The 23,411-nt window shown below is 59.3% G+C and carries 22 protein-coding genes; 11 read left to right on the top strand and 11 right to left on the bottom strand.

Going from position 1 to position 23,411, the window contains the following annotated elements:
* The first annotated feature begins 10 nt into the window (after window positions 1-10).
* Window positions 11-748: an RNA methyltransferase gene (locus IPP95_15730; protein ID QQS72591.1), complete on the top strand. Its 738-nt coding sequence runs from the start codon at window positions 11-13 to the stop codon at window positions 746-748.
* A gap of 146 nt (window positions 749-894) precedes the next feature.
* On the opposite strand, the gene IPP95_15735 is transcribed toward IPP95_15730, so the two are convergent.
* Window positions 895-2,130 (bottom strand): IS256 family transposase, encoded by a 1,236-nt coding sequence (locus tag IPP95_15735; GenBank protein QQS72592.1) that lies wholly within the window; start codon window positions 2,128-2,130, stop codon window positions 895-897.
* Window positions 2,131-2,728: 598 nt separating this feature from the next.
* On the opposite strand from IPP95_15735, the gene IPP95_15740 reads away from it, so the two are divergent.
* The 5 genes from IPP95_15740 to IPP95_15760 all read left to right on the top strand — a co-directional run bounded on the left by IPP95_15740 (window position 2,729) and on the right by IPP95_15760 (window position 8,029).
* Window positions 2,729-3,172, top strand: coding sequence for a hypothetical protein (locus IPP95_15740; protein ID QQS72593.1), 444 nt, complete (start codon window positions 2,729-2,731; stop codon window positions 3,170-3,172).
* Window positions 3,173-3,488: 316 nt separating this feature from the next.
* A complete protein-coding gene (locus IPP95_15745) occupies window positions 3,489-3,926 on the top strand; it encodes a transposase (protein ID QQS72594.1) in 438 nt (145 codons plus the stop codon).
* A 36-nt stretch (window positions 3,927-3,962) separates the two neighbouring features.
* Window positions 3,963-4,670 (top strand): IS3 family transposase, encoded by a 708-nt coding sequence (locus IPP95_15750; GenBank protein QQS72595.1) that lies wholly within the window; start codon window positions 3,963-3,965, stop codon window positions 4,668-4,670.
* A gap of 37 nt (window positions 4,671-4,707) precedes the next feature.
* A complete protein-coding gene (locus IPP95_15755) occupies window positions 4,708-5,697 on the top strand; it encodes a hypothetical protein (GenBank protein QQS72596.1) in 990 nt (329 codons plus the stop codon).
* 319 nt (window positions 5,698-6,016) lie between these two features.
* On the top strand, window positions 6,017-8,029 hold the full coding sequence (locus tag IPP95_15760; GenBank protein ID QQS72597.1) for a tail fiber domain-containing protein: 2,013 nt from the start codon (window positions 6,017-6,019) through the stop codon (window positions 8,027-8,029).
* A gap of 94 nt (window positions 8,030-8,123) precedes the next feature.
* Here the strand turns inward: IPP95_15760 and IPP95_15765 are convergent, their stop codons facing one another.
* The 5 genes from IPP95_15765 to IPP95_15785 all read right to left on the bottom strand — a co-directional run bounded on the left by IPP95_15765 (window position 8,124) and on the right by IPP95_15785 (window position 13,701).
* The gene (locus tag IPP95_15765) at window positions 8,124-9,680 is read right to left on the bottom strand and encodes an FAD-dependent oxidoreductase (protein ID QQS72598.1); all 1,557 of its coding nucleotides are present in this window, start codon (window positions 9,678-9,680) and stop codon (window positions 8,124-8,126) included.
* Between the two features lie 103 nt (window positions 9,681-9,783).
* Window positions 9,784-10,515, bottom strand: a complete 732-nt coding sequence (locus tag IPP95_15770; GenBank protein QQS72599.1) for a PorT family protein — start codon at window positions 10,513-10,515, stop codon at window positions 9,784-9,786.
* A 278-nt stretch (window positions 10,516-10,793) separates the two neighbouring features.
* Window positions 10,794-11,510, bottom strand: a complete 717-nt coding sequence (gene ubiE / locus IPP95_15775; GenBank protein QQS72600.1) for a bifunctional demethylmenaquinone methyltransferase/2-methoxy-6-polyprenyl-1,4-benzoquinol methylase UbiE — start codon at window positions 11,508-11,510, stop codon at window positions 10,794-10,796.
* Window positions 11,507-12,514, bottom strand: coding sequence for a D-glycero-beta-D-manno-heptose-7-phosphate kinase (locus IPP95_15780; protein ID QQS72601.1), 1,008 nt, complete (start codon window positions 12,512-12,514; stop codon window positions 11,507-11,509). Before IPP95_15780 ends, ubiE begins: the two co-directional genes overlap by 4 nt.
* 11 nt (window positions 12,515-12,525) lie before the next feature.
* Window positions 12,526-13,701: a pyridoxal phosphate-dependent aminotransferase gene (locus tag IPP95_15785; protein ID QQS72602.1), complete on the bottom strand. Its 1,176-nt coding sequence runs from the start codon at window positions 13,699-13,701 to the stop codon at window positions 12,526-12,528.
* A 318-nt stretch (window positions 13,702-14,019) separates the two neighbouring features.
* On the opposite strand from IPP95_15785, the gene IPP95_15790 reads away from it, so the two are divergent.
* Window positions 14,020-14,559, top strand: a complete 540-nt coding sequence (locus tag IPP95_15790; protein QQS72603.1) for a hypothetical protein — start codon at window positions 14,020-14,022, stop codon at window positions 14,557-14,559.
* A gap of 64 nt (window positions 14,560-14,623) precedes the next feature.
* Here IPP95_15790 and meaB read toward each other — a convergent pair whose 3' ends face one another.
* The 3 genes from meaB to IPP95_15805 form a co-directional block, all read right to left on the bottom strand.
* Window positions 14,624-15,619: a methylmalonyl Co-A mutase-associated GTPase MeaB gene (meaB, locus tag IPP95_15795; protein QQS72604.1), complete on the bottom strand. Its 996-nt coding sequence runs from the start codon at window positions 15,617-15,619 to the stop codon at window positions 14,624-14,626.
* Complete coding sequence (locus IPP95_15800) at window positions 15,616-16,173, bottom strand: hypothetical protein (GenBank protein QQS72605.1); 558 nt, start codon at window positions 16,171-16,173, stop codon at window positions 15,616-15,618. The genes meaB and IPP95_15800 overlap by 4 nt, the downstream gene beginning before the upstream one ends.
* A gap of 219 nt (window positions 16,174-16,392) precedes the next feature.
* Window positions 16,393-16,956: a GNAT family N-acetyltransferase gene (locus IPP95_15805; GenBank protein ID QQS72606.1), complete on the bottom strand. Its 564-nt coding sequence runs from the start codon at window positions 16,954-16,956 to the stop codon at window positions 16,393-16,395.
* Between the two features lie 68 nt (window positions 16,957-17,024).
* Here IPP95_15805 and IPP95_15810 point away from each other — a divergent pair, with 68 nt between their 5' ends.
* Window positions 17,025-18,149, top strand: coding sequence for a hypothetical protein (locus tag IPP95_15810; GenBank protein ID QQS72607.1), 1,125 nt, complete (start codon window positions 17,025-17,027; stop codon window positions 18,147-18,149).
* A gap of 10 nt (window positions 18,150-18,159) precedes the next feature.
* Here IPP95_15810 and IPP95_15815 read toward each other — a convergent pair whose 3' ends face one another.
* The gene (locus IPP95_15815; GenBank protein ID QQS72608.1) at window positions 18,160-19,107 is read right to left on the bottom strand and encodes a GNAT family N-acetyltransferase; all 948 of its coding nucleotides are present in this window, start codon (window positions 19,105-19,107) and stop codon (window positions 18,160-18,162) included.
* Window positions 19,108-19,329: 222 nt separating this feature from the next.
* Between IPP95_15815 and IPP95_15820 the strand changes: the two genes are divergently transcribed.
* The gene (locus IPP95_15820; protein ID QQS72609.1) at window positions 19,330-19,701 is read left to right on the top strand and encodes a hypothetical protein; all 372 of its coding nucleotides are present in this window, start codon (window positions 19,330-19,332) and stop codon (window positions 19,699-19,701) included.
* Window positions 19,702-19,779: 78 nt separating this feature from the next.
* Entirely contained in the window at window positions 19,780-21,513 is a 1,734-nt protein-coding gene (locus IPP95_15825) for a hypothetical protein (GenBank protein ID QQS72610.1), read from the top strand.
* A gap of 66 nt (window positions 21,514-21,579) precedes the next feature.
* Here the strand turns inward: IPP95_15825 and IPP95_15830 are convergent, their stop codons facing one another.
* Window positions 21,580-22,881: a C1 family peptidase gene (locus tag IPP95_15830; protein ID QQS72611.1), complete on the bottom strand. Its 1,302-nt coding sequence runs from the start codon at window positions 22,879-22,881 to the stop codon at window positions 21,580-21,582.
* On the opposite strand from IPP95_15830, the gene IPP95_15835 reads away from it, so the two are divergent.
* Window positions 22,880-23,371, top strand: a complete 492-nt coding sequence (locus IPP95_15835; GenBank protein QQS72612.1) for a hypothetical protein — start codon at window positions 22,880-22,882, stop codon at window positions 23,369-23,371. The genes IPP95_15830 and IPP95_15835 overlap by 2 nt on opposite strands.
* The last annotated feature ends 40 nt before the right edge of the window (window positions 23,372-23,411 follow it).

The raw sequence follows: 23,411 nt of genomic DNA on the forward strand, positions 1-23,411 counted from the left end.
TATTCGGCAAATGAGCGGGGGCCATGTGAAGCGCATGCGTGCGCTGCATCAGCGCAAGTTCCGGGAGGCCGAAGGGCTGTTCCTGGTGCAGGGGCGGAAGATGCTGCGCGAACTGCTGGCCACCCGGTTCGAGGTGGTGGAGCTGCATGCCACGGAAGAAGCGGCCCGTGAAATGGGCCTTGCCGACGCGGTCATTTCCCCTGCGCATGATCTGGAGCGCATGGGCACTTTTACTCAGGGCAACGAGATGGTAGCGGTGGTGCGGAAACCGGCCCCGGCCTCGCTGATCTTGCCAGCGGCCGACCGTTTCGTGCTGGCCGTGGACGACGTTTCCGACCCCGGCAACCTCGGCACATTGCTGCGCATCGCGGACTGGTTCGGAGCGGAACAGTTGTGGTGCTCCACCGAAAGCGTGGAGGTCTGGAATCCGAAATGCGTGCAGGCGAGCATGGGTTCGATCTTCCGCGTACCGGTGGTGCCGACCGAACTGCCCGCTGCATTGCGGCAGGCTGCTGAAGGAGGCGTTCATATCTACAAGGCCGAAGCCTCGGGCGCGGATGTTTTCACCGTGAAGTTGGCCCGACCCGCCGTGCTGGTGCTGGGCAGTGAATCACACGGACTGTCGAAATGCGTGTTGGATGCGCCCGGAAGTTCCATCGCTATTCCGTCCTTCGGCGGGGCGGAATCGTTGAACGTTTCAGCGGCGGCGGCTGCGCTTTGTATGGAGCTGGTGCGGCATGGGCGGTGATCGTTCCTGTTCCCTCAGATTATGCACAAAGGATTAAAAGTAGGCAAAACATAGGGGAGTATTCCGAAATGTGTGTCAATCTGCACTGAGGCACGGTGACATTCTCCTGGCCCCAAGCCAAAGGAGAATGTCTCCGTGCCGGATCCTCAGACCAGCACATGGGCCAATCTTTCGGGGTACATGTTGCTCAACGACTGAAGGATCTGCGGCCAGCTGCGGACCTTTCTCTTCCAGCTTTTCTCGTTGTGCTTAAGTGTCAAATATAATTGCTTCTCCAAGGCACTTTCGCTGATGAACGCACCCTTGGTCTTGGTGGCCTTGCGAAGAATGCGGTGCAGGGCCTCCACCGGGTTCGTGGTGTAGATCACCCTGCGTATGGCATCGGGATGATCAAAGAACGGGCTTAGCTCGCACCAGTCTTTCTCCCACTTGGCCGCGATCTCCGGATATCTCCCTACCCATTCCCGCTTGAACTCCTGGAGCTTTTCCCAGGCCGCTTCGGGACTATCCTGCTGGTAGATCGAACGCAGTCCTTGGCAAACTGTCTTGTAGTCCTTCCAAGAGACGAACTTCAAGCTGGTGCGCACCATATGGACGATGCAGCGCTGTACGACCGCTCGCGTGAATACGCCTTGGATCGCCTCGCTGAAGCCGTTCAGGCCGTCCACGCTGAAGAACAGCACGTCCTTTACCCCGCGGTCCTTGATGTTCTCCAGAACGCGCGCCCAATGGCGTGCTCCTTCCGCATCGCCGATGAACAAGCCGAGAACATCACGTTCCCCGTCCATCCTCACCCCGTATACCGAGTAAACGGCTTTGGTCAACACCTTTCTATTCTCCCGGACCTTGTAGTGGACCGCATCGAGATAAATGACCACGTACACCTCTTCCAGCGGGCGGTTGCGCCATGTCTCGATCTCCTCGAACACCCGGTCGGTGATCGAGCTGATGAACGATGGGGAGTAGCTCACCCCGTACATCTTCTTTAGATGGTCCCCAATGTCCTCGTAGCTGGTGCCCTTGCCGTACAGATGCAGGATCTGGTTCTCCAGTTCGGGGGCCAGCGACCGGTCCCACTTCTTGATGATCGTCGGCTCAAAACTGCCGTTGCGGTCTCGCGGAGGCCTGACCGAAACGGGACCCAGTGCCGTTCTCACGGTCTTGTCGGTGTAGCCGTTGCGCCTATTGCTCCGCTTCTTCTCCTGGTCCAAATGCGCGTCCATCTCCCCTTCGAAGGCGGCGGAAAGCAGGCGGCCGATCATGCCCGTGAGCACACCGTGTTCTCCGATCAGGCCCTTGCCTTCTGTCAATCCTTGGATGGCTTCTTGCTCGAACTTGGCGTAGTCGAACGCCTTCTCTTTTTCAACTTTTCTCTTTTTCATGGGGCAAGTTTCTGAATGGTTTGTCAAACTATCCTTGACACACTTTTCAGAATACTCTCAAACATAGTGACTCCCGTAAACTACATTTTACTAAGCTTCACTCCCGAAATGGAACGATCCGCCACACATTCGCCCGCAGGGATGTCCGCTTCGGGGCCGATACGTATCGGACCGAACAGTTCATCAGCGTGGGTGCCGAGCGAAGTCGAGGTGCATCAACCCGTCAACCCGTCAACCCGTCAACCCGTCAACCCGTCAACCCGTCAACCCGTCAACCCGTCAACCCGTCAACCCGTCAACCCGTCAACCCGTCAACCCGTCAACCCGTCAACCCGTCAACCCGTCAACCCGTCAACCCGTCAACCCGTCAACCCGTCAACCCGTCAACCCGTCAACCCGTCAACCCGTCAACCCGTCAACCCGTCAACCCGTCAACCCGTCAACCCGTCTTCTAAAGTTACCTTCAGTACTTCCTCCTCCACGCTCCCGGCTTGGGTGTTTCCACACGCGGCATAGTGCAAAACCCCTTGCCATGTTGCGCGGTGGCCTCTTAGCCTTGTTCCTGGCCTGCCCGCTTTGGGCTTACCTTCGGGTTCCCATGGAAACCGTGCAGTCCCGGTCCGCATGGGCCTGCGTGCGATCCGCTGCGGGCATGGGCATGGACAAGCACAGCCATAGTTGGAACGCTGATGCAAGAACCAACCTGCGTTGCGAACAGGGACCCGATACCACGAAAACATCCCGTGCGGAACAGGTGGGCAGCTACCAACACCCGGACCCGGAAGTGTATAGGGAAATACTGTGGCAGATGAAGATGGATCGCCAGCGCCAAGCGACAACGCTGGAAGGATGCGCAAGCCAACTGCATGAACTTCAACAGCGTGTGGATTTCCTGGAATTGTACGTGGACGAGCTGCGGAAGCACATTGCTTACGAACTTCCCATCTCACATGAGGCTCCTACACTCACACCTGCACAAGCGCAATACCTGCGGGAATTGATCCAGAGACCAGTGCCGACCCCATCAACAGAAGAAAAATAAAAAAAGCCCCCGGTGCTATGAACACCGAGGGCCGTAACTCCAGTCCCACGAACACGCGAATGAACATGAAACAGAGATAGCAAAGATACGATCCTCCCTGGAGCAAGCCGCATGCCGGGTGGGACGGTGAGCACCCGGTATCCACGATCACGTGGCCGGAAGCGGAAAGCATCTTTGGGAAAACCTAGCGTGTCTTCCAAGTGCCGAAGAAGCGGTGAACAAGAAAGGAGAAAAACAAAAACATGCTCAAAGCACTCCTTCTGTAGTACTCCCCAAAAACTGGACAGGTAGCTAAGGTGGCTAAACTTGTCCAAGGATGACCCGCAAAAGCAGAAGGAAGTTCACTCCCGCATTCAAGGCGCAAGTTGCGCTTGAGGCCGTGAAGGAGAACCATACGATGGCAGAGCTGGCGATGCGCTTTGAGATCGCACCAGCACAGATCGGCCAATGGAAGAAGCAGTTGGCGGAGAACGCCGCTGGGGTCTTTGAAGGGACCCCGACGGCGTCCTCCGCCATGCCAGGTGGTCACGACCCCGAAAAATTGTTCGCCGAGATCGGCAGGTTGAAAATGGAGAACGACTTGCTAAAAAAACGGTCCGATGAGCGTGGCACAAAAGCGGCATGCCATTGCCACCGTTCAGGAAGGCAGCATCATGGAGCGCTGCCGGGCGCTGGACCTTGCACGCAGCAGCTTCTACTATCAGCCCAAAGGAGAAAGCGCGTTGAACTTGGAATTGATGCGTTTGATGGATGAAGAGGACACCAAGCATTGCTTCCATGGGTGATCGGCATGCGCGACTTTCTGAGGCTTGAAAAGGGCTATTGGGTGAACGAAAAGCGGGTGCGCAGGCTCCTTCGGCTAATGGGCTTGGAGGCCGTTGCGCCCAAGCCTGACCTGAGCAAACCCGCCAACGGGCATAGGGTCTATCCCTACTTGTTGAGAGGTGTGCAGATTGAAGCTCCGGGGCATGTTTGGAGCACCGACATCACCTACATCGCCATGGGCAAAGGGTTCCTGTATCTCACCGCCGTGATGGACTGGCACAGCCGCTACGTGCTCTCTTGGCAGATCAGCAACACCTTGGACACCTCCTTCTGTCTGGAAGCTTTGCATGGTGCGCTGTTGCAATATCCTGCACCAATGATCTTCAATACCGACCAAGGCAGCCAATACACCAGCGACCTCTTTACCGGGGCGTTGATCCAGGAAGGCATCAAGGTGAGCATGGATGGCAAGGGCCGGGCTACGGACAATGCGTTCATCGAACGACTTTGGAGAAGCGTGAAGCAGCAATGCGTCTATCGCCATAGCCCCGCCGATGGGAATGAGCTGCGCAGCCTTCTGGCCGAGTACTTCGCCTATTACAACCACCAACGACCACACCAGCACCTGGATGGACTGACCCCGGCACACCTTTACTTTGGTCTGCCCGATACCCGGAACCGTACCCTGACACCAAACCTTGTTGAACCCCAATTCACACTAACAACCGCCTGAAACCTGTCCAGTAAATCGGGAGTACCTCATTCCTTCCTTGACAAACCTCGCCACTCGTGCAATCCCCTTGGCGCTTGTGGCTGCTCTCGCTGTGAAAGCGACGGCACAAAACCTCGTTCCGAACCCGAGCTTCGAGGATACGGCCCGATGTAATGCGGAATACGACCCGGTGCTTTTATCTGCACCACCATGGTTCAAACCGACCACCGCCTCTTCGGATATTTACGATAATGATCTTGAACAACTCTGCGGTATCGCATGGGATCCCGCGAATCCGGACGTTCAGGCCAGTGGTTTCCAATTTGCGCGAACAGGAACTCGCTTTGCAGGTGCCTTCCATTGGTTTGGTGCAAATAGTTCTGACTCGAAAGACTATTTTACCGTTAAGCTAACTGAGGCTCTGATTGAGCAAACGGCCTACGACGTTTCGCTATACTACAGCCGAGCTGACGGATATGCCTTTGCCACAGACCGCATCAGTGTCTTTTTCGGGCCGGACAGTTTCTATGTGCATGATTACCGCACTTTGCATGTGCAGCCGCAAGTTGACTTGATGGACCCGAATAACGAGTACCTAACTAACGCAGAGGATTGGGTCCTGCTAACGGGTTCATTTGTCGCAACGGGAGGCGAACGGTACATGACCATCGGTTCTTTCTTGGACAGTTCCCAAGTGAACGGCACGACCGCACCCACAGGAAATCTGCCATACGCCTATTACTACTATGATGACATTGCGGTGTCGCCAGTACATCAATCAGGTATCGATGAATTGGAATTTTCCGGAGCAGTAACGGGTGACGGCAACCTGCGGTTGATAGGATTGTCGGATGGCACCTATGTAGCGCGATTGATCGATCGAATTGGTCGGGTCATTCAAGAATTCAAACAAGTCCGCTCCATGGCAGGGCATGCGGACATCGCAATAGGGGACCAAGGCATGGCTCACGGGCTATACTTGGTATCGGTTGAGTCAAGCGAAGGGAGGGGGGCCACCCGGTTCGTTTATACCGGTAGGCGGCAATGAGCGTAACACCTCACAACAATGAAGATCGCAATACTTTTGGCTGCTTTGGCCATTCTGGCGAGCACCTCAACTAAGGCACAAGGGCCTCCGGACTGGAACACGATCGGTAACAATACTTTGAATCCGGTGACAAGTTTTTTGGGAAACACGGATGGCATTCCCATCAACTTTCGCACGAACAACGTACTGCGGATGCGTCTCAACGAAAGCCTGCCCGGCCAGCCGGTGAACAACTTCCCGAACGTGGACCTGAGCGGTCACCTTGGGATCGGGGCGCCGGTGCCACCGCAAGCGCTGAGCTTTCTGCACATCAACAACAATGGCAGCTTTTTCGCGGGCTTCCGGCCGTGGATGCGCAGGGGTGAGCATGTCCGAGAACACGGACTGGATGTACGTGGGTGCGAAGAACCAGGGCGAGGACCTCGTTGATGCCGTGATCAACTGGGGTGACAATAAGGAAGCCGACCCTACCTATGGTCCGGATGCGTTGCGTTTCATTTTCACGCGAACGATGAGCAACATCAATATCGCCTCCCAGATGGACGGATTGGAGTTGGCCCGTATCATTCCGGACCCCTCTGGGAATCAGGGTTACTTCGGCATTGGGGATTACTTCACCGCTGCGACGAACCCTTCGGAGCGGTTGGATGTGCTGAATGGCCGTGTGGCGATCCGGCAATTGCCCACGGACCCGGTAAGCGCCAGCATGGAGGCCGTTGTCCTGAACACCACCACCGGCGTGCTGGAACACCGTCCGTTCCCCACCACCACCGGTGGCCCGGATTGTGATTGGACCCCGATCGCTGGTGCGATCAATGAACTCCGCACAGCGAATGCACCGGCAGGGACCGTGGGTGCTTGCCCTGATCAACGCTGGAAGGTACAGATCGGGACGCCATCGACCGCAGGGCCATACAGGCTAACAGTCGGGGTGAACCAGGTCACCTGTGCGAATTGTGGGATAACCGGAGGGACCAATGTGGATGTTAAAGGTGATGGGGGCGGCAGTGTGAATGGTTCAAACATACTTGTAGAGTCCGCAACTTCCGGGTCCGCCAATCAGATCAAGGGGCTTAAAATCGTGACCCGCAATGCGGGGTCGATCAACTACGGCATAGAGGTGGATGCGACGAACAATGTTGCGAATATAAGCAGCTCTGTTTATGGGGCATGGATCAAAGCAGTGAACCAAGCGGGAGGGAAAACCGCACAATTGTATGGCCTGCGTGGCAGTGCTGAGGCAACGGATGTTAATTCGGCTACACTTGCGAAGGGGGTGTGGGGTAGGGCGGTCAATGGGATTACAAACGATGGCTTACGTGGGGAAGCCACTGGAGGGAGCAGCTCCACAAACTATGGAGTTTACTCGGATGCCTCAAGTGGTGTGATGAACTATGGGTTGCATGCTAAAGGGTCCGGTGCCACGGGTTCCACCAACTATGGGGTCTGGACCTTAGGGCAAAACGGGACCACGAACTATGGGGTCCTCGCAAATGCGATCGGTGGTGGGGGAAGCACCAACTATGGGGTCTGGGCCACCGCGTCGGGTGGGGCCACCAACTGGGCCGGGTACTTCAAAGGTCGAGTGATGATCACGGACTCGGCTTGGGTGCTGGGCAACCAGATCGTGACTTCGGACGCGAACCTGAAAACGAACGTGGAGGACCTTACCGGGGCATTGGACAAGGTGTTGCAGATGCAGCCGAAAACGTATGAGTTCATTCAGGATGCTCTGCCACAGGCGCACCTGACCGAAGGGCCGCAAGTCGGCCTTATCGCTCAAGAACTGGAGCCCATCTTGCCGGAGGCCGTGGGGCATACCACAGTGCCTGCGGAACTGGACAGTCTGGGAGCGGAGATTTTTCCGGCCGTAGCGATCGCGGGGATCGACTATAACAAAGTGACCCCGGTGTTGATCGGTGCGATCAAAGAGCAGCAAGCGATGATCGATCAGCAACAAGCCACCATTGCCCAACTCCAAGACCAGATCAACCATTGTTGCGCAACACAAGGTGATGCGGCCCAAAGAGGAAGTGCGGAACAAGGGTCCATGCCCCAGGAGAACGAACTCCAAGAGCAGCGCCTGTTGATCATCCCCAACCCGGTGGCGGACCTCACCACGTTGGAATACTACGTGCCCAAAGCGGGCAAGGTGAGCTTGCAGGTGAGCACCAGCGATGGGAAGCCTTTGGCCACCTTGCGTGAGGAACTGGCCGAAACCGGTGCATACAACTACAGTTGGAACACCACCAAGTTGGCGGCGGGCACCTACTTCTGCACCTTCATGCTGGACGGTGCCGTGGTGGTGAAGCGTGCGGTGAAGGTGAAGTGAGAAGAACAGGATGCAAGTGACCGCAGGGTCCGCTGATCATCGGAGATGATGGTTGGCGAGACCCTGCGGCTGCATGGGTTGCTTTTGCCAGCGTCTATGTCGTTTCCGCGATCGCCCGCGCCACTCGCAAACCGTCCATCGCAGCGCTGACGATACCTCCGGCATAGCCTGCACCTTCAGCACACGGGTACAACCCACGCACTTGCGGATGCTCCAGTGTTTCCAGATCGCGGGGAATGCGGACCGGCGAGCTGGTGCGCGATTCCACGGCCACCAGCACGGCCTCGTTGGTGCGGTAGCCGTGCATTTTTTCGCCGAAGGCTTTCAACCCTTCACGCAGACGGGATGCGATCGCTTGGGGCAGCACCTCGTCCATTGTTGCGGGGACGATCCCCGGCGGGTAGCTGCACGCGGGAAGGTCAATGCTGAGGCGACGTCCGATAAAATCCTCCATGCGTTGCGCGGGCGCGGACTGCCGCTCGCCGCCGAATTTCCAGGCGTTGCGTTCCAGGCTCTGCTGCCAGCGCAGGCCCGCCAAGGCGGCGTCCGGCCCTTTGCTTTCCGGGAGGTCCGCCGGGTCCACGGCCACCACGATGCCGCTGTTGGCGAAGGGATTGTTGCGCTTGCTGGGGCTCCAGCCGTTGGTGACCACCTCGCCGGGCGCGGTGGCGCAGGGCGCGATGATGCCGCCGGGGCACATGCAGAAGCTGTACACGCCGCGCCCTTCCACCTGCTGCACCACGCTGTAGCTGGCGGGCGGCAGGAAGGGGTCGCGGACGGTGCTGTGGTAGCGGATCCGGTCGATCACCGATTGCGGATGCTCGATGCGCACGCCCATGGCGAATGACTTCGCCTCGATCGCGATGCCTTTGGCGTGAAGCAGCTCGAAGATGTCGCGGGCGGAATGGCCCGTGGCCAGCACCACCGAAGTGGCGAGGACCTCATCGCCCTGTGCCGTACGCACGCCGTGTATGCGACCGTCGGTGATCAGGAAGTCGTTCACGCGTGTGCCGAATCGCACTTCGCCGCCCGCCGCTTCAATGGCCTCGCGCATAGCGGTGACGATCTCGGGGAGCTTGTTGGTGCCGATGTGCGGATGGGCGTCCACGAGGATGTCCGGCGAGGCACCGAACGCGGTGAAGGTCTTCAGCACCGCCGCCACATCGCCGCGCTTGTCGCTGCGGGTATAGAGCTTACCGTCGCTGTAGGTGCCCGCGCCGCCTTCACCGAAGCAGTAATTGCTGTCGGGGTCCACCACGTGATCGCGGTTGATGGCGGCGAGGTCGCGGCGCCGTGCGCGGACGTCCTTGCCGCGCTCCAGAATGATGGGCCGTAGCCCGTGTTCGATGCAGCCCAACGCCGCGAATAGGCCGGCAGGTCCGCAGCCCACGATGATCACGGGTTCCGCCTTGCTGACATCGGGCAGTTCCGGCGGTGCTTCCGGCAGTTCCGGGAATTCTTCTTCCGTGGAAACTTCCACACGCAAGCGCACCAAGGGAAGTTTGCTGCGCGCATCGATGGAGCGTTTCACCACGCGTGCGCCCTTTACTTGTTCAAGCTTCACCGAACAGGCTTCAGCGGCTGCTTCGCGCACCAGTGCCGGGTCGGCGGCCTCTTGCGGAGGAAGGGCGATGTCCACGGTGCGGTTCATGGGGAAGACATGAGTCGGGAGTCTGGAGTCGTAAGTCCGACCGTCCGATCACCACTCCGCATTATCAGCGATCATCCGCTCTTTCAGCGTCATCTGCGTTCCACTACCCTTCGAACGTGAACGTCAGCACATAGGTCTTGGTGCGGAGGCTCTGTATCGGTCTGCTGAATCGCGTGTCATCGTCCACCACTAAGTTTGGGATGCCGATGCCGGTCTTCAGCTCGATGCCGAACTTGAAGTAGGGGAGGAACATGTCGATACCGGCACCGGCCTCCGCGCTGTAGTCGTATTTTTTCAGTTTCACCACGATGTCCTCGTCGATGTCGTTATTCACGTCCTTCTTGCTGGCCATGTCGATGCCGAACTTGCCGCCACCGATCACATAGACCGCGAAGTTGTTGATGCGGTCGCTGCGGAATTTCAGCAGGAGCGGGAATTCGAGATAAGTGCTCTCGATGGGTTTCTGGAAGCTGGAGGTCGTGCCGTCCGCCTTGCGGAAGGAGTACTTAAGGATGCGGTCCTGGAAGGAGAGTGTGGGCAGGAAGCGCAGGCTGAGGTTGTTGGTCATGTTCAGCGAGGCCACGATGCCGAGGTTGAAACCGGGCTGCTTCACGTGGTCGATCACCAGCACGGAATCCGCGAAGGGCGCGGTGGGCTTCAGCGTCATGAAGAAGTCACTGGTGTTGTAGCTGAGCAGGAAGCCGAAGTGGAAGCGGTGCAGGTCGAAGTTGGGCAGGTTCTGGACCTTCACACCGGTGCGTTGGGCGGAAGCCGGGGCCGCGATGCAGAGGAGCAGGAGCGGAGCGAGGAGGTAGGAGAGCTTGAGGAAACGCATCGGGTAAAGCAACGAAAGTAGCGGGCAATTCGTGCGTGGGCTCATTTGCGGCAGGGCTATCGGGTCTTGAGCGCCCTGCGGGCGCCTAAGACCGCGTGTTCTTTACCACGGATGGACACGGATCAACACGGATCCAAGCCCCAAGGTCGATGAGCCTATGCTTAGGGATCCATTGCTCTGTGCTGTCCCTCATCCGTGTACATCCGTGTCCATCCGTGGTTCCTTGCATGCTGTGCGAAGCGCCGATAGGCGCGAGAAATTAAGACCCGATAGCCCTGTCATTTGCGGGCCATGTACAGCGTGGCCACGCCGAAGGTGAGCAGGCGCGAATTGATCTCTTTTAGTCCACAGGTGTTCAGCACTTCTTCAAAGGCTTTTCCCTGCGGGAACGCGTCCACACTTTCGGGCAGGTAGGTGTAGGCGGCGTTGTCCTTGCTTACCAAGCGGCCGATCAGCGGCATCACCCGGTGGAAGTAGAAGCGGAACAATTGCTTAAAGGGCGTGCGTTGCGGCCTGCTGAACTCCAGCACGAAGAGCCTTCCACCGGGGCGTAATACGCGCACCATCCCGGCAATGCCCCGGGCGAGGTCCTCGAAGTTCCTAACGCCGAAGGCCACGGTGATCGCATCGAAGGAAGCGTCCGGAAAGGGAAGCTCCGCCGCATCGGCCTGTATGAGTTCGATACGGTCCGACAGGCCGGCTTTCTCCACCTTGGTGCGGCCATGGGCCAGCATGCCCGCCGAGATGTCCGCGCCGGTGACGTGCTTGGCCACCGTGCTGCCCATGATGGCGAGGTCAGCGGTGCCGGTGGCCACATCCAGCAGGCGGTCCACGGGTTCCTTGCCCACGCCACGGATCACTTTCCGGCGCCAGCCTTGGTCGGTACCCAATGAGCAGAGCCGGTTCAACAGATCGTACTTCGGAGAGATGCGGTCGAACATCAGTTCCACCTGCTCCCGCTTGGACCCTTCGGCCGCGTACGGTTTTACGGTCATGGCTTGCGGGCGGGTGTGCCCGGTCCTATGCGTTCGGCCTCCGCCGTCAACCGGGCGAGGTCCACGGGTACCACGCCCACATGCTCGCAGACCAGCCCGCCGGCGAGGTTCGCCCATGCGGCGATCTCCGCGAGCGGCATTCCCATGGCCAAGCACAGGCCGGCCACCGCGATCACGGTATCGCCGGCGCCACTGACATCGATGATGTTCCGCTTGTGCGCGGGCAGCAAGATCTCTTCACCCGGACCATGCGCGAACACGCCGTGCTCACTGAGGGTGATCAAGGAGGCCTTGTTCGCCAAGCGCGCTTCCAGCATGCGGACGGCTGCGCCCACCGCGGCCTTGTCACCGGCCGGGATGTCCACCTTCAGGCCATCGCGCAATTCCTTCAGGTTGGGTTTGAAGAGGTCCACCTCGCGGTAATCGAAGAAGTGCCTGCGTTTGGGGTCCACGGCCACGGGGATGCCGATGCGGTGCGCCTCGGTGATGAGGCCTGCGATCACGCCCGGGGAAAGCACGCCTTTGTCGTAATCCTCGAGGATCAGCACGCCCGGCTTCTCCTTCCGCATCAGTTCGAAGACGTGGTGCAGGAAGCGGCGTTCCTCTTCCGCGGAAAGGTCGCTCAGGGTCTCCTCATCCACACGTACCACATGCTGGTCGCCGCTGATGATGCGCGTCTTCACGGTGGTGCGTCGATCGGAAGAGCGCAGGATCCCATCGCTGGAAAGACCTTCCTCGGCAAAGATCCGGGCCAGATCTTCGGCATGGGCATCCTCTCCGATAACGCTGGCCACGATGGCTTTGGCACCGAGAGCGCGGATGTTCAGGGCCACGTTGGCGGCGCCGCCGAGGCGGGCACTGCGGCGGCCCACCTGCACCACGGGCACGGGCGCTTCGGGGCTGATGCGGTCCACGCGCCCCCAGAGGTAGGCGTCCAGCATCACATCGCCCACCACCAGTGCGGTGATGCTTTTGAAGCCGTTTGTGATCTCTTTTGGGGTCATGGGCTAATGGTTCAACCCAGCGCGGCAACGGCCTTTGCGATGCGGTCCAGGGCCTCGGTGAGCATTTGGTCGCTGGTGGCATAGCTGATCCGAACGGTGCCGGGCGCACCGAAGGAATCCCCTTCCACCAAGCTGACACCGTGGTCCAGCAGGTACATGGACAGCTCGGTGCTGTTGGTGATCTTTCCCTTGAAATTGCTGGAGACATCGGGCAGCACATAGAACGCGCCGTCCGGTGTGGTGCATTTCCAGCCGGGCACTTTTTCCAGGCCCTTCAGCACCAGATCGCGGCGGCGTTTGAAGACGCTTCGAAGGCCGCCGATCACAGCCGGGTCCGCTTCCACGCACGCCTTGGCCACGCGCTGTGCGATCCCGTTGGCGGCGCTGGTGAACTGCCCTTGCACTTTGTTGGCCGCTTCCACGATGGCCAGCGGCGCGCCGATATAACCGATGCGCCAGCCCGTGAGCGCGAAGGCTTTCGAAAGGCCGTTCACCGTGATGGTCCGTTCCAACATGCCGGGCACGGTGCCGATGGAACGGTGCGTGCCGCTGAAGTCGATGTGCTCGTAGATCTCATCGCTCAGTACGAAAAGTTCGGGCCATTTCAGCACCACGGCCGCGAGCTCCTCGAGTTCGGCCATGGAAAGCACCGAGCCGCTGGGGTTGCAGGGCGAGCTGAAGATGAGCAGACGGGTGCGCGGGGTGATCGCGGCAGCGATGCGCGCGATCGGCGGCTTGTAGTTTTCTTCCAACGTGCTGGGCACCAGTACGGGCGTGGCACCGGCAAAACGGACCTGTGCCTCATAGCTGACCCAGAACGGGGCGGGGATCACCACCTCGTCGCCGGGGCCGGCCAAGGCGAGGATCACGTTCATGATGCTCTGCTTGGCCCCGGTGCTCACCATCACCTGTTCCGGTGCATAGTCCAGCCCGTTGTCGCGCTTGAACTTGTGTGCGATGGCCGCGCGGACGTCCATGTAACCCATCACCGGCGGGTACTTGTTCCACTTGTTTTCCGTGATGGCCTGCTTGGCCGCTTCGATGGCGAATGCGGGCGGGTCCTGGTCCGGTTCGCCGAGGCTGAGGTCGATGATGTCCTTGCCTTGGGCACGCAACTCACGGGCGCGGCGGGCCATCAACAGGGTGGCGGACTCGGTCATAGAGCGGACAACGGGGGACAATTGCATGCGCGGAAATGGATTCGGGGCCGGAACGGCTGGATCATACGAGGCCGCGAAATTAGCCGTTAGGCTGGAAGAAGGTCCGGGCCATGGTTGTAATACCATTTAGACATAGAGAACGATCCAACCTGCTTGTTCTTTTCCCGCATTACTTCTCCGAATGGATCGTCCCGTAGCTACGGCTATGCAACAATCCATTCGGATCGTACTGCGAAAAAATAACGGCGCATCTTCGGACTGTTCTCTATGTCCAAATGGTATAAGTACCGACCGTTATTCGTTGGATCAGGTCTTCCGCCCGAACTTCGCCGCAAACATTTCCGCATGACCGGTGATCAATTGTACCAAGTGCTGCTGACCCTGCTGCCCTCCATCGTGGTCTTCCTCACGGCCTACTACCTGCTGCGGCAGCTGCTGGGGTCGCGCAACAGCGCGGAGAACAACCAGATCATGGCGGAGGCGAAACGCGAGGACCGCAAGCAAACCCTTCCTCTGCGCTTGCAAGCGTACGAGCGGCTGACCTTATTCCTCGAACGGATCGCACCGGGGGCCTTGGTCTTCCGAGTCCACAAGAACAACATGACCGCACGGATGCTGCATGCGGAGCTTTTGGCCACGGTTCGCGAGGAATTTGAGCACAACGTGACGCAGCAGGTCTACGTGAGCGACCGGGCGTGGCAGCAGGTGAAGATGGCCAAGGAGGAGACCCTGCGCATCATCAACATCGCGGCGGAAGGCTTGGGCGATACGGCCAACGGAACAGCGCTCAGCCAGCGGGTGTTCGAAACGGCAGGCAAGCTCTCCCACCTGCCCACGCAACAGGCGATCGCGGCGCTGAAGGAAGAGGTGCGGAAGTTGTTTTAAGAAACCGGTGAATGGTGATCGGACGGCTGCCGACTGCTACTGCCGACTGCCAACTCATCAAGACTCACGACTTCCCCCGGTATCTCTTCAGCAATTCCTCCGCGGCATCAAAAGGTCCGATCGCACCTGAGCGCACCCGGCCCTCCATGTCAGGCAGAAGTTGCGCTATCGTTGGGTCGTTGTAGAAACCATCGATAAGATCCTCCTCGATCGCGGCACGCATCCACCATTGGTCCTGTTCGCGGCGGCGCAGTTGTTGGTGCCCGCTTTGGAGGTCACGGACTGCGGCTACTTCCAGCGCCTGGGCCAGTTCGGGGATTCCTTTTTCGGTGGTTGCGGAACAGAGCAGCACGGGCGGGCGCACGCCATTGTCGCGCGGCGGAAGCAATGCGATGGCCTGCCGGAGATCCATGGCGGCGCGGTGGTTGCGTTGGTCGTTGTCGCCGTCGGTCTTGGTAATGGCGATGAGGTCCGCCGCCTCCATGATCCCGCGTTTGATGCCTTGTAGGCCATCCCCGGCCCCGCCGATCATCAGCAGCAGGTTGAGGTCGGTGAGGTGGTCCACGGCCGCCTCGCTCTGGCCCACGCCCACTGTTTCGATCAGGATGCGGTCATAGCCTGCGGCCTCGCACAGGATCACTGCCTCCCGCGTACGGCGCGCCACGCCGCCGAGGGTGCCGCTGGTGGGACTGGGGCGGATGAAGGCGTTCGGATCCGCAGCCAATCGTTCCATGCGCGTCTTGTCACCGAGGATGCTGCCACCACCGCGGGTGCTGCTGGGGTCGATGGCGAGCACGGCCACGTGATGTCCCTGCGTCACCAAGTGGCTTCCCAGCACATCGATCAGTGTGCTTTTTCCCACGCCGGGGATCCCGGTGATGCCGATCCGCACCGCAAGCGTCCCGACTTTCAGTGCTGCCGCGATCAGTTCCCGGGCCGCAGGGCGATCGGCGGGACGCGTGCTTTCCACAAGCGTGATCGCACGTCCCAAGGCAACACGGTCGCGGTCGCGCAACCGGTTCAGCAGATCTTGCGGAGAGCCGTCGAACACGTCGCTCATCCTCCGTTCCGGTATTTGACCACCCATTCCCGGATACCCATGTCATGCAACAAGCGGAACATCTGGGGGCCGATCACCAGGTCGGTGGTGTAGCGCATGCCATATCCGTTCAGGATCTCCATTTGGCGTTCACTGGGGGAGAGCGGTTTTTCGCTCCATCCTTTTGCCATCTGCCGGCCATTGTCCACCTTCAGCGGAAATTCCCAGTAGCGCAGTTTCCACAGGTCGCTGAGCGTGCTGCAATCGGTGAGGAAACCCATCGCGGCGCTGTCCGGCGGGAGCGTGCATTGCTTCACGTCGTATTTGCGGAAGAGGTCGTCCGCGTCGGGGTTGGCGGTGCAGAAGGCGCGGCCCTGTGCTTGGCGGATGAAGTTCTCCCGTGTCAGGGGGCGGCTCTCCACTACTTCCCCGTCCTTCACTTTCACGAGGAAAAGACAGAAAAGCTGCCCGTCGGTGGAAGGGGAGAGGCTCAGTGCGAATTGATGGTCCACAGTGGATTGCGCACCCGCGATGAAAGGGAAGCAGCAGGCGAGGGCGAGGAGAAGTGTGCGCATCGTGTTGGCGAAAGTACCGATGCGCGGTGTTGCGTCCAGATCGCCTTTGTGCATCCGATCAATTCGCAGGCTTTCGTTCGGCCTCCTCCTTCACCGCACCTGTGCATTCTTCCGGATATCCGGCAGCACGGTCACTACCATGTGTTGCTGCCCCCTCTATAGGTGTGAGCCGGCCATGGGCGTGGTCCGGGGATCTGTTCCTAAGGGAGATAGCCGGGTTCAGAGCACATCCTTCAACGGGGTGAGCAGCGAATAGACCATGGAGTCGACGAAGACGCCATTGGAGTAATAATTCTGCTTGAAATGGGCTTCCTTGACGAAGCCGTTGCGCTCCAGCACCTGGATGGAAGCTGTATTGTCCGGTTTCACACCGGCCTCCACGCTGTGCAGCCCCATCTTGTGGAAGCCGTAGTCCAAGGTGGCCGTTACCGCTTCGGTCATCAGGCCCTGCCCCCAGAGGTCGGGGTGGAGGGCGTAACCGATCTCGGCCCGGTAGTGTTCTTTCAGGATCCGCCAAAAGCCGATGTAGCCCATGACTTTTTCGGATCCCTTCACGGTGATGCCCCACAGGATGGAGTCGCCCTGCAAGGCCGCGTAATGGAGATCACGGATCATCTTCAGGGCCTCATCCTTGTGTGTGGCCAGCGGTTTGGGGATGAAGCGCATCACGGCCGGGTTTGCCCGCAGCTGGAAGATGGCGGGGGCATCCGATCCCACGAGCGCGCGCAAAAGCAGCCTAGGCGTGGTCAGTTCAGGGATCTGCGTGAAGTCCGGGCGCAGCATGTGCACAAGGTAGATCATCGCTTGCTCCGCTGTTCGCCGGAAAACTCAGGCTACCGTAGTTTGGCACCATGAACGGATGGAAAGCAAAGGTCTGCAAAGCCGCATTGGCGGTGTTGGCCACCGGGGCGTTCGCAAGTTCCTTGACGGCGAAGGAATACGTTGTACCTAAAGGTGATGTGGGGAAATGGTTCGCAACGCTTCCGGATGATGCGACATCGGTGGTCTTTTCCGCGGAAGCGAAATACCATAGCAGCGGGGATATCGTGCTGCCGCTAAGACTGCTCTTGGTGATCGACGGCAAGGGATGTGAACTGACGTTGGGCGCGGCGTCCAATGGTTTCACGTACGACATTAAGAACATGAAGGAGGCGATGCGCCGCACGGGCTGCCGCTATGTGATCAAGGATTTCGGTCGGATCACCGGCGGACGGAAGGCGATCGACCTCAAGGCCACCTTGGGGAGCGTTGTGGAGAACTGTGAGCTGGTCTCCCAGACGGAGGCCGCGATCGATCTGCGGTTTTGCCTGATGGCGACCCTGCGGAACATCCTGGTGACCCACCCCAAGTACACGGGGATCGTGCTCCGGCAGGGGGATTGGCCGGGTGCCACGGGCACCAACAGCCAATGCAATAGCAGCGTGCTGGAGCAATGCCGCGTGTACTGCGCCAAGACCACTTCAGCGGCCTTCACCATCCTCAACAGCGGCGGTGTGCGCATGACCGATTGCGTCTCCGAGGGCGGCCCTTCGGATTATGACATCTTCCTCAGCTCAACGCTGGGCGGGAATGAGGACAAGCCGGCGAACAATCCGGTGGTGAAATCCTTCATGCTGTCGAACTTCCATGTGGAGCATCACGTCCGTAAAGCGTCGATCTATGTGAACATGCCGGCGCAGAGCGTCGTGGACCTGAAGAACGTGTACTGGAACGGGGTCCAGAAAGTGCCGGTCATCCTGTACACGATGGGCCAGTTGAATATTTCAGACATCGGATGGTGGGCACAGGGGAATTGGATCGGGACGCGGATAAGCACACCGAGGATGAACATCTCAGGGGCGCACAGCGGTTTGATCGTAGGTGACGGAAAGACCGTGAAGGAGAACCAGGCCGGGGTGCTTCGCTTGACCGATCCGCTACCCGGCAATACGGAACTCAACCTGAAGTACGTGCGGGTGAGAATGAAGTCGATGTGAGCGGCATTGATCACCCATGGTACACCCGTGAGGCTATGATCAACCCGTCGCGCACCTCCAGTAATTCGCCCACGATCATATCATCCTCGCCCTCCACGTGCCGGATGTATTCCATGAACACGGCCTCCTCGTCGGCCAGCCAGTAGGTGCGTTCATAGCGCAGTGAGGGCAGGCGGTCGAAGGCATCCCGCCACCAATGGCGCAAGGCCTCCTTCCCGACGATGTAACCCTTGGTCTCCGGTCGGCGCACTTTCAGCTTCGGGCTATAGTGGCGGGCATCATCGGCGTAAAGCGCGAGCAGCTTATCGAGGTCGTGCGCGTTGAAGGCGGCAAACCACTGATCAGCGATCAGCGAATTCTTCTTGCACTCCTCCTTCACGACCTCCGTCCGTCCCTGGTCCACCCGTGACGTGCTATCGGTCCGCCCGAACAGCAGTGTGTCCGTGAATGCTCCGTTCTGGTACGTGTCTTCCTTCAGATGTCCCTCCTGAATAAATCCGTTCCGCTCCAGTACCCGGATCGATCCCATGTTTTCCGGGCCTACGCCAGCTTCGATGCTATGGAACCCGAGGGTGTCGAACGCATGCCGTACCACAACGTCGACCGCTTCGCTCATGATGCCTTGACCCCAATATGGACGGACGAGCGCATAACCCAGCTCGGTCCTGAAATGCTCCTTCTTCATCCGCAATAGGCAAATGATGCCAATGAGGTCCGTGGAAGGGCGCAAGGTGATCGCCCAGGCCAACATCTTCCCGTCACGCTGGTCGGCATGGATCTTCGCGATGTGCTCCTCCGCGTCCCCCAGCGAGGTAGCCAGCGGCGTCGGTATATGTGCCATGGTCCGCCTGTCAGATCGAATGGCCATGACGGCGGCCCGATCGGTGTCAAGAATGGGCCGTAAGCGGAGACGTTCCGTTTCCAGGGTGGGGATCGACTTAAAGTCAAGGTTCAGCATGGCGCAGCGCGAAGTTACCGGCGTACCGATCATGGACCGGATCTTCGAGGCCGCTTCGCGGATCACTGGCGTTGGGAATAACCACGGTCGCCCTCTATCCCAATTGCCTACAGATCGAAATAAACCTTCCAAGAATCCCCGAAAAGGGGTATTCAATCCATTTTACCCACTGAACACGGCCATCACTTATCTTCACCGAATAACCAATCAGAACCCACCAACATGGCAACCAAGACCGTAGTGAAAGCTGTTGCAGTGAACGCTCGCTGCCATTCCCCGCTTCACCAACCGAGAAATGGCGTGAGTTCCGGCGGTTCGTCGGAGATCTCGTGGACTTTCAAGGGCACATTTTTCAATGGAACAAGTTGCGTGGTCGTGATCGAAGCCGGGAAGGATCGAAGCGCCACGGCCTGCAAGGTGAACGAAGCCGGCTCCGGTGGCATCTTTCCCGCAAGGACCGACGGTGCATTCTGCGAGCTCACCCTGGACCACAGTGATCTGGACAACTGGACCGTATCCGTGGCCACCGACAAGGATGTTGCAGCGACAAAGGAGGTGATATTCAAAGGCGGGACCGGAGGAGGAGGTCTTTAACACCTGATGTGTTCGTTGCCACGCGGGAGCCTTGTTTCGGTCGCGGTATGCGGGTTGCTCGCGTGCCATGGGCAATCCGTGAACGGACCTCACACAAAGATCTGGGCGGACAGTTCCTTGACCGCGCTCAAGAACGATAAGGACCGGGACCCGGAGGCCGCGATCGCCACGACCGGACAATTGATCAGTATCTACTCGGCAAGCAAGGATCCGTGCGCGTTGGCGGAAGTCAATGGGTTGCGTAGCACGAGCTTCGCGGATATTGGCAAGTTGGATTCGGCCATGGCCTGTGCGCACCGGGCCTTGGAAGGCTTCCGGTCTGGATGCGACAGCTTAGTGCTGATGCGCGGTCTGGTGGCCCTGAGCTACCTCAATTTGAAATTGGACGAATACCATCGTGTGGACTCCATTTGCGATATCGGGCTGGCGCTTTGGGACCCGACTTGGCGGCCGACGGTCCTGCGCCATGCATTTCTCACGAACAAAGCCATCGCTGCCGCACGAAAGGGAGACCTTCCGGTCGCGGAGACCGCCTTCCGGACCATTCTGCAATTGGCTACGGCAGAGGGAGAACAACAGGACATGTATGACGCCATCGCGAACTTCGGGGCGGTCAAATCCTTGCAGGGCCAAATTGACAGCGCGGAATTCTACTACCGCATCGGATTGTCCCGTGCCCTGGCCCATGGGCAGAAAGGCCGGATCGCGCAGGGCTATAACAACCTCGCCATTTTGTCCAAGCGCAAGAAGGACCATCGGCGGGCGATCATGCTTCTGGACTCTGCCCTGATCTATGCGGATGCCGCAAAGGATCTTTCCTCGCGATCGATGATCCATTACCAGTTGGCGGAGAATTATGAGGCACTGGGGAATTATCGGAACGCATACGAGCAAGCCAATCTACGCTATGATCTGAACGACAGCTTGCTGAGCGAGGAGAAGGTGAAGACCCTGGCGGAGATGCAGGCGAAGTACCAGAACGCCAAGCAGGACAAGGAGATCAGCTCGTTGCGGGCGGAAGCACTTCAGGCGGAGCTGGACAAGGGCAAGGTGAAACGCACACGGAACATCTTCCTCTTCATCGGCTTAGGTGTCTTAGGCCTTGTGGTCGCGCTTTTGAGCCGGTTGCGCTACATCAACCGGACGAGCAAGGCCATGCAAAAGGAAAAGGTCATCTCCGAGTCGCTCCTGCACAACATCCTGCCGGAAGAGGTGGCGGACGAGATCAAAGCCAAGGGCTACGCGGACGTACATGAGTTCGAGAAGGCCACCATCCTCTTCACCGATTTCAAGGGCTTCACCGAGATGACCGAGCGCATGCGTGCCCCGGAATTGGTGGCGGAGATCGACCATTGCTTCAAGGCCTTCGACGGCATCGTGGAGGCGCACAACATCGAGAAGATCAAGACCATCGGCGACGCGTACATGGCGGCAGGCGGCCTGCCGGACGCCCAAAAAGGCGGCCCGGTGCAGGCTGTGTATGCGGCACTGGAGATGACGGAGTTCATGCGGGCCTACCAAGCACAACGCATCGCCGAAGGCCGCCTCTACTTCGTGATGCGCACGGGGCTCCACACCGGCCCGGTGATCGCCGGCATCGTGGGGGTGAAGAAATATGCCTACGACATCTGGGGCGACACGGTGAACGTGGCCAACCGCATGGAGACCACCGGCGAGATCGGCAAGGTGAACATCAGCCAGACCACCTATGACATGATCAAGGACGAGCAGGGTCTGCGCTTCACCCCGCGCGGGGCGTTGGATGCCAAGGGCAAGGGCAAGCTGAACATGTACTTCGTGGAACGGGCGTGAACGTCGGAACTCCCTGTGTTTCCCCCCGTTTCTGGCGCGAGCATCCGCGTCCGTGCCCCCAATACCTCAACGAAGTCCTTCGTGCAACTTCCGCAGCAAGGCATCCCTCCGGACCAGATAGGCGTCCATGGCGGCGTCCGTGGTGGTCACGGTCAATCGCACGGGCCGCTTGAACCACCGTCCAAGGAATGACGCCCGTCGATAGGCGTAATCGGTGCGTTTACCGTTGTCGTATACAGTGTAAGCCTGGGCCGGCCGCATATGGAAGGTGTGCAACAAGTTCTTGTTCCCGAGTTCGAACGATCGAACCACCGCGCTCCGCTGTGAGCGGCCCAGCCCCGCAAGCCGGACCAAGGTGTGGCCTACCGGCAGCGCCTGCCCGGGCTTGAGACGCGCATGCACCACCTGCCCGCTCGACGCTTGCTGTTCCGAATGCTCAGGCGGCAAGAGTTCCAAGGTACCGGATGTGTCGTTCATCAGTACATGGGCATCCGTACAGCGTCTGATCAACATGTCCCAAGTGGCTGTGAAGTAACCATGGCCTCCCCAGTGCGTGCCGTAGGAGTTGATGAAGGTGAAGAGACTGTCGCCGGAATAGCCGGTGCAGACCACGGCATGCCCATATAGAAGGTTCTCATCGCCCGTGTAGTGCCAATGCAGCATGCTGTCGCCATTGGTGGCATAGCCGCCGTAGAAGAACGTGGAGTCGGTGACGATCTCCGCGATGATGGGCCGCCCCAGGTCGAGATGGTACTTCCACTGGTGCAGATCGGTCTTTTCGATGTCCATCAGTTCCGGCCGAAAGCTGATAGCGGCACTGCCCCGGGCCCTCAGCGTAACGGGTTCCTGGCAGGCGTTCAACGCGGTGTCGTACGGCATTTGCTCCCATGTGCAGATCCCGTGGGCCGTGGCGAGGCGGACGATGTCCTTGAAATTCACACCGGTGGAGCAGGGGTCGCCGGCTTCTTGCTTCAGAAGGTTGAAGAGATAGGCCGGGCTGTACGTGGTGCTGGCGTCCGCAGTGTCCAAGGGCGAATAGGTGCGGCCATCGGCGCGGTTCCACCAGTAGCTCATGGCGGCATAGCACAAGGACCATGTGGTGCAGGAAGCCTGCCGATGTTGGTTTCCCGGTGGGGGGAACCAACGTGAATTGTCGACACTGTCCTTCAATTCATAGTGGCTGGGCAATTGGAAATCCGTCTCCAGCGGGAATTCCGGTACGGATCCAGGTTCAGGGATGAGGTTGCCCGAGGTGAAGATCTGGGCCATGGTGGCCAGCGGTATCGATGCCAGGAGCAGGCATCCCCACCGGAGCGACCTTCCCGGTCGGGAACACGCCATCAGGCCATTAGGGATCTTGGGCGGCATGAATACGAAGCTATGCCATTCCCGGCATGTCCGATCTCCCCATCAGATGGTATCGAGCGGTGGCTCCGAAGGCGTGCTCGGCGCGATGGCCGTTCTTTGCGCCCCGAAAAGCAACCGCATGGCCATCAGCTGGATCTATCTCCTTATTGCCTCGCTCAGTGAATCCGTCTGGCTTTACGCCGTGAAGGCCATGGACGTCAAGGCGGTGAAGGAGATGGGCTGGGCCGGGTTCTTCAGCGACCCGCTGCATGCCAAGCCCTTGCTCCCGTTCCTGGGGTATGCCGTCTTCGGCGCGGGCAATGTGATCTTCCTGTCCATGAGCATGCGCACCATTCCCGCCAGCACGGCCTTCGCGGTTTGGATGGCGGTGGCCTTGATCAGCTCGAAGATGATCGACACCTTGTGGTTCAAGCAACCCACGAACGGACTGCAGCTGCTGTGGTTCGCGTTCATCATCATCGGGGTGGTCGGGCTGAAGCGCAGCATGTAGGCCACGGAAGCTGGTGCTCGCGAGACCTGCCTCCCGAAGG

It is taken from the genome of Flavobacteriales bacterium (genome assembly GCA_016700415.1).
Lineage (GTDB): Bacteria > Bacteroidota > Bacteroidia > Flavobacteriales_F > PHOS-HE28 > PHOS-HE28.

Bases quoted from the DNA above. Each gene is read 5' to 3' on its own strand.
- IPP95_15730 (QQS72591.1), top strand. From the start codon at position 11: ATGAGCGGGGGCCATGTGAAGCGCATGCGTGCGCTGCATCAGCGCAAG.
- IPP95_15735 (QQS72592.1), bottom strand. From the start codon at position 2,130: ATGAAAAAGAGAAAAGTTGAAAAAGAGAAGGCGTTCGACTACGCCAAG.
- IPP95_15740 (QQS72593.1), top strand. From the start codon at position 2,729: ATGGAAACCGTGCAGTCCCGGTCCGCATGGGCCTGCGTGCGATCCGCT.
- IPP95_15745 (QQS72594.1), top strand. From the start codon at position 3,489: ATGACCCGCAAAAGCAGAAGGAAGTTCACTCCCGCATTCAAGGCGCAA.
- IPP95_15750 (QQS72595.1), top strand. From the start codon at position 3,963: ATGCGCGACTTTCTGAGGCTTGAAAAGGGCTATTGGGTGAACGAAAAG.
- IPP95_15760 (QQS72597.1), top strand. From the start codon at position 6,017: ATGGCAGCTTTTTCGCGGGCTTCCGGCCGTGGATGCGCAGGGGTGAGC.
- IPP95_15765 (QQS72598.1), bottom strand. From the start codon at position 9,680: ATGAACCGCACCGTGGACATCGCCCTTCCTCCGCAAGAGGCCGCCGAC.
- IPP95_15770 (QQS72599.1), bottom strand. From the start codon at position 10,515: ATGCGTTTCCTCAAGCTCTCCTACCTCCTCGCTCCGCTCCTGCTCCTC.
- ubiE (QQS72600.1), bottom strand. From the start codon at position 11,510: ATGACCGTAAAACCGTACGCGGCCGAAGGGTCCAAGCGGGAGCAGGTG.
- IPP95_15780 (QQS72601.1), bottom strand. From the start codon at position 12,514: ATGACCCCAAAAGAGATCACAAACGGCTTCAAAAGCATCACCGCACTG.
- IPP95_15785 (QQS72602.1), bottom strand. From the start codon at position 13,701: ATGCAATTGTCCCCCGTTGTCCGCTCTATGACCGAGTCCGCCACCCTG.
- IPP95_15790 (QQS72603.1), top strand. From the start codon at position 14,020: ATGACCGGTGATCAATTGTACCAAGTGCTGCTGACCCTGCTGCCCTCC.
- meaB (QQS72604.1), bottom strand. From the start codon at position 15,619: ATGAGCGACGTGTTCGACGGCTCTCCGCAAGATCTGCTGAACCGGTTG.
- IPP95_15800 (QQS72605.1), bottom strand. From the start codon at position 16,173: ATGCGCACACTTCTCCTCGCCCTCGCCTGCTGCTTCCCTTTCATCGCG.
- IPP95_15805 (QQS72606.1), bottom strand. From the start codon at position 16,956: ATGCTGCGCCCGGACTTCACGCAGATCCCTGAACTGACCACGCCTAGG.
- IPP95_15810 (QQS72607.1), top strand. From the start codon at position 17,025: ATGAACGGATGGAAAGCAAAGGTCTGCAAAGCCGCATTGGCGGTGTTG.
- IPP95_15815 (QQS72608.1), bottom strand. From the start codon at position 19,107: ATGCTGAACCTTGACTTTAAGTCGATCCCCACCCTGGAAACGGAACGT.
- IPP95_15820 (QQS72609.1), top strand. From the start codon at position 19,330: ATGGCAACCAAGACCGTAGTGAAAGCTGTTGCAGTGAACGCTCGCTGC.
- IPP95_15835 (QQS72612.1), top strand. From the start codon at position 22,880: ATGAATACGAAGCTATGCCATTCCCGGCATGTCCGATCTCCCCATCAG.
- IPP95_15830 (QQS72611.1), bottom strand. From the start codon at position 22,881: ATGCCGCCCAAGATCCCTAATGGCCTGATGGCGTGTTCCCGACCGGGA.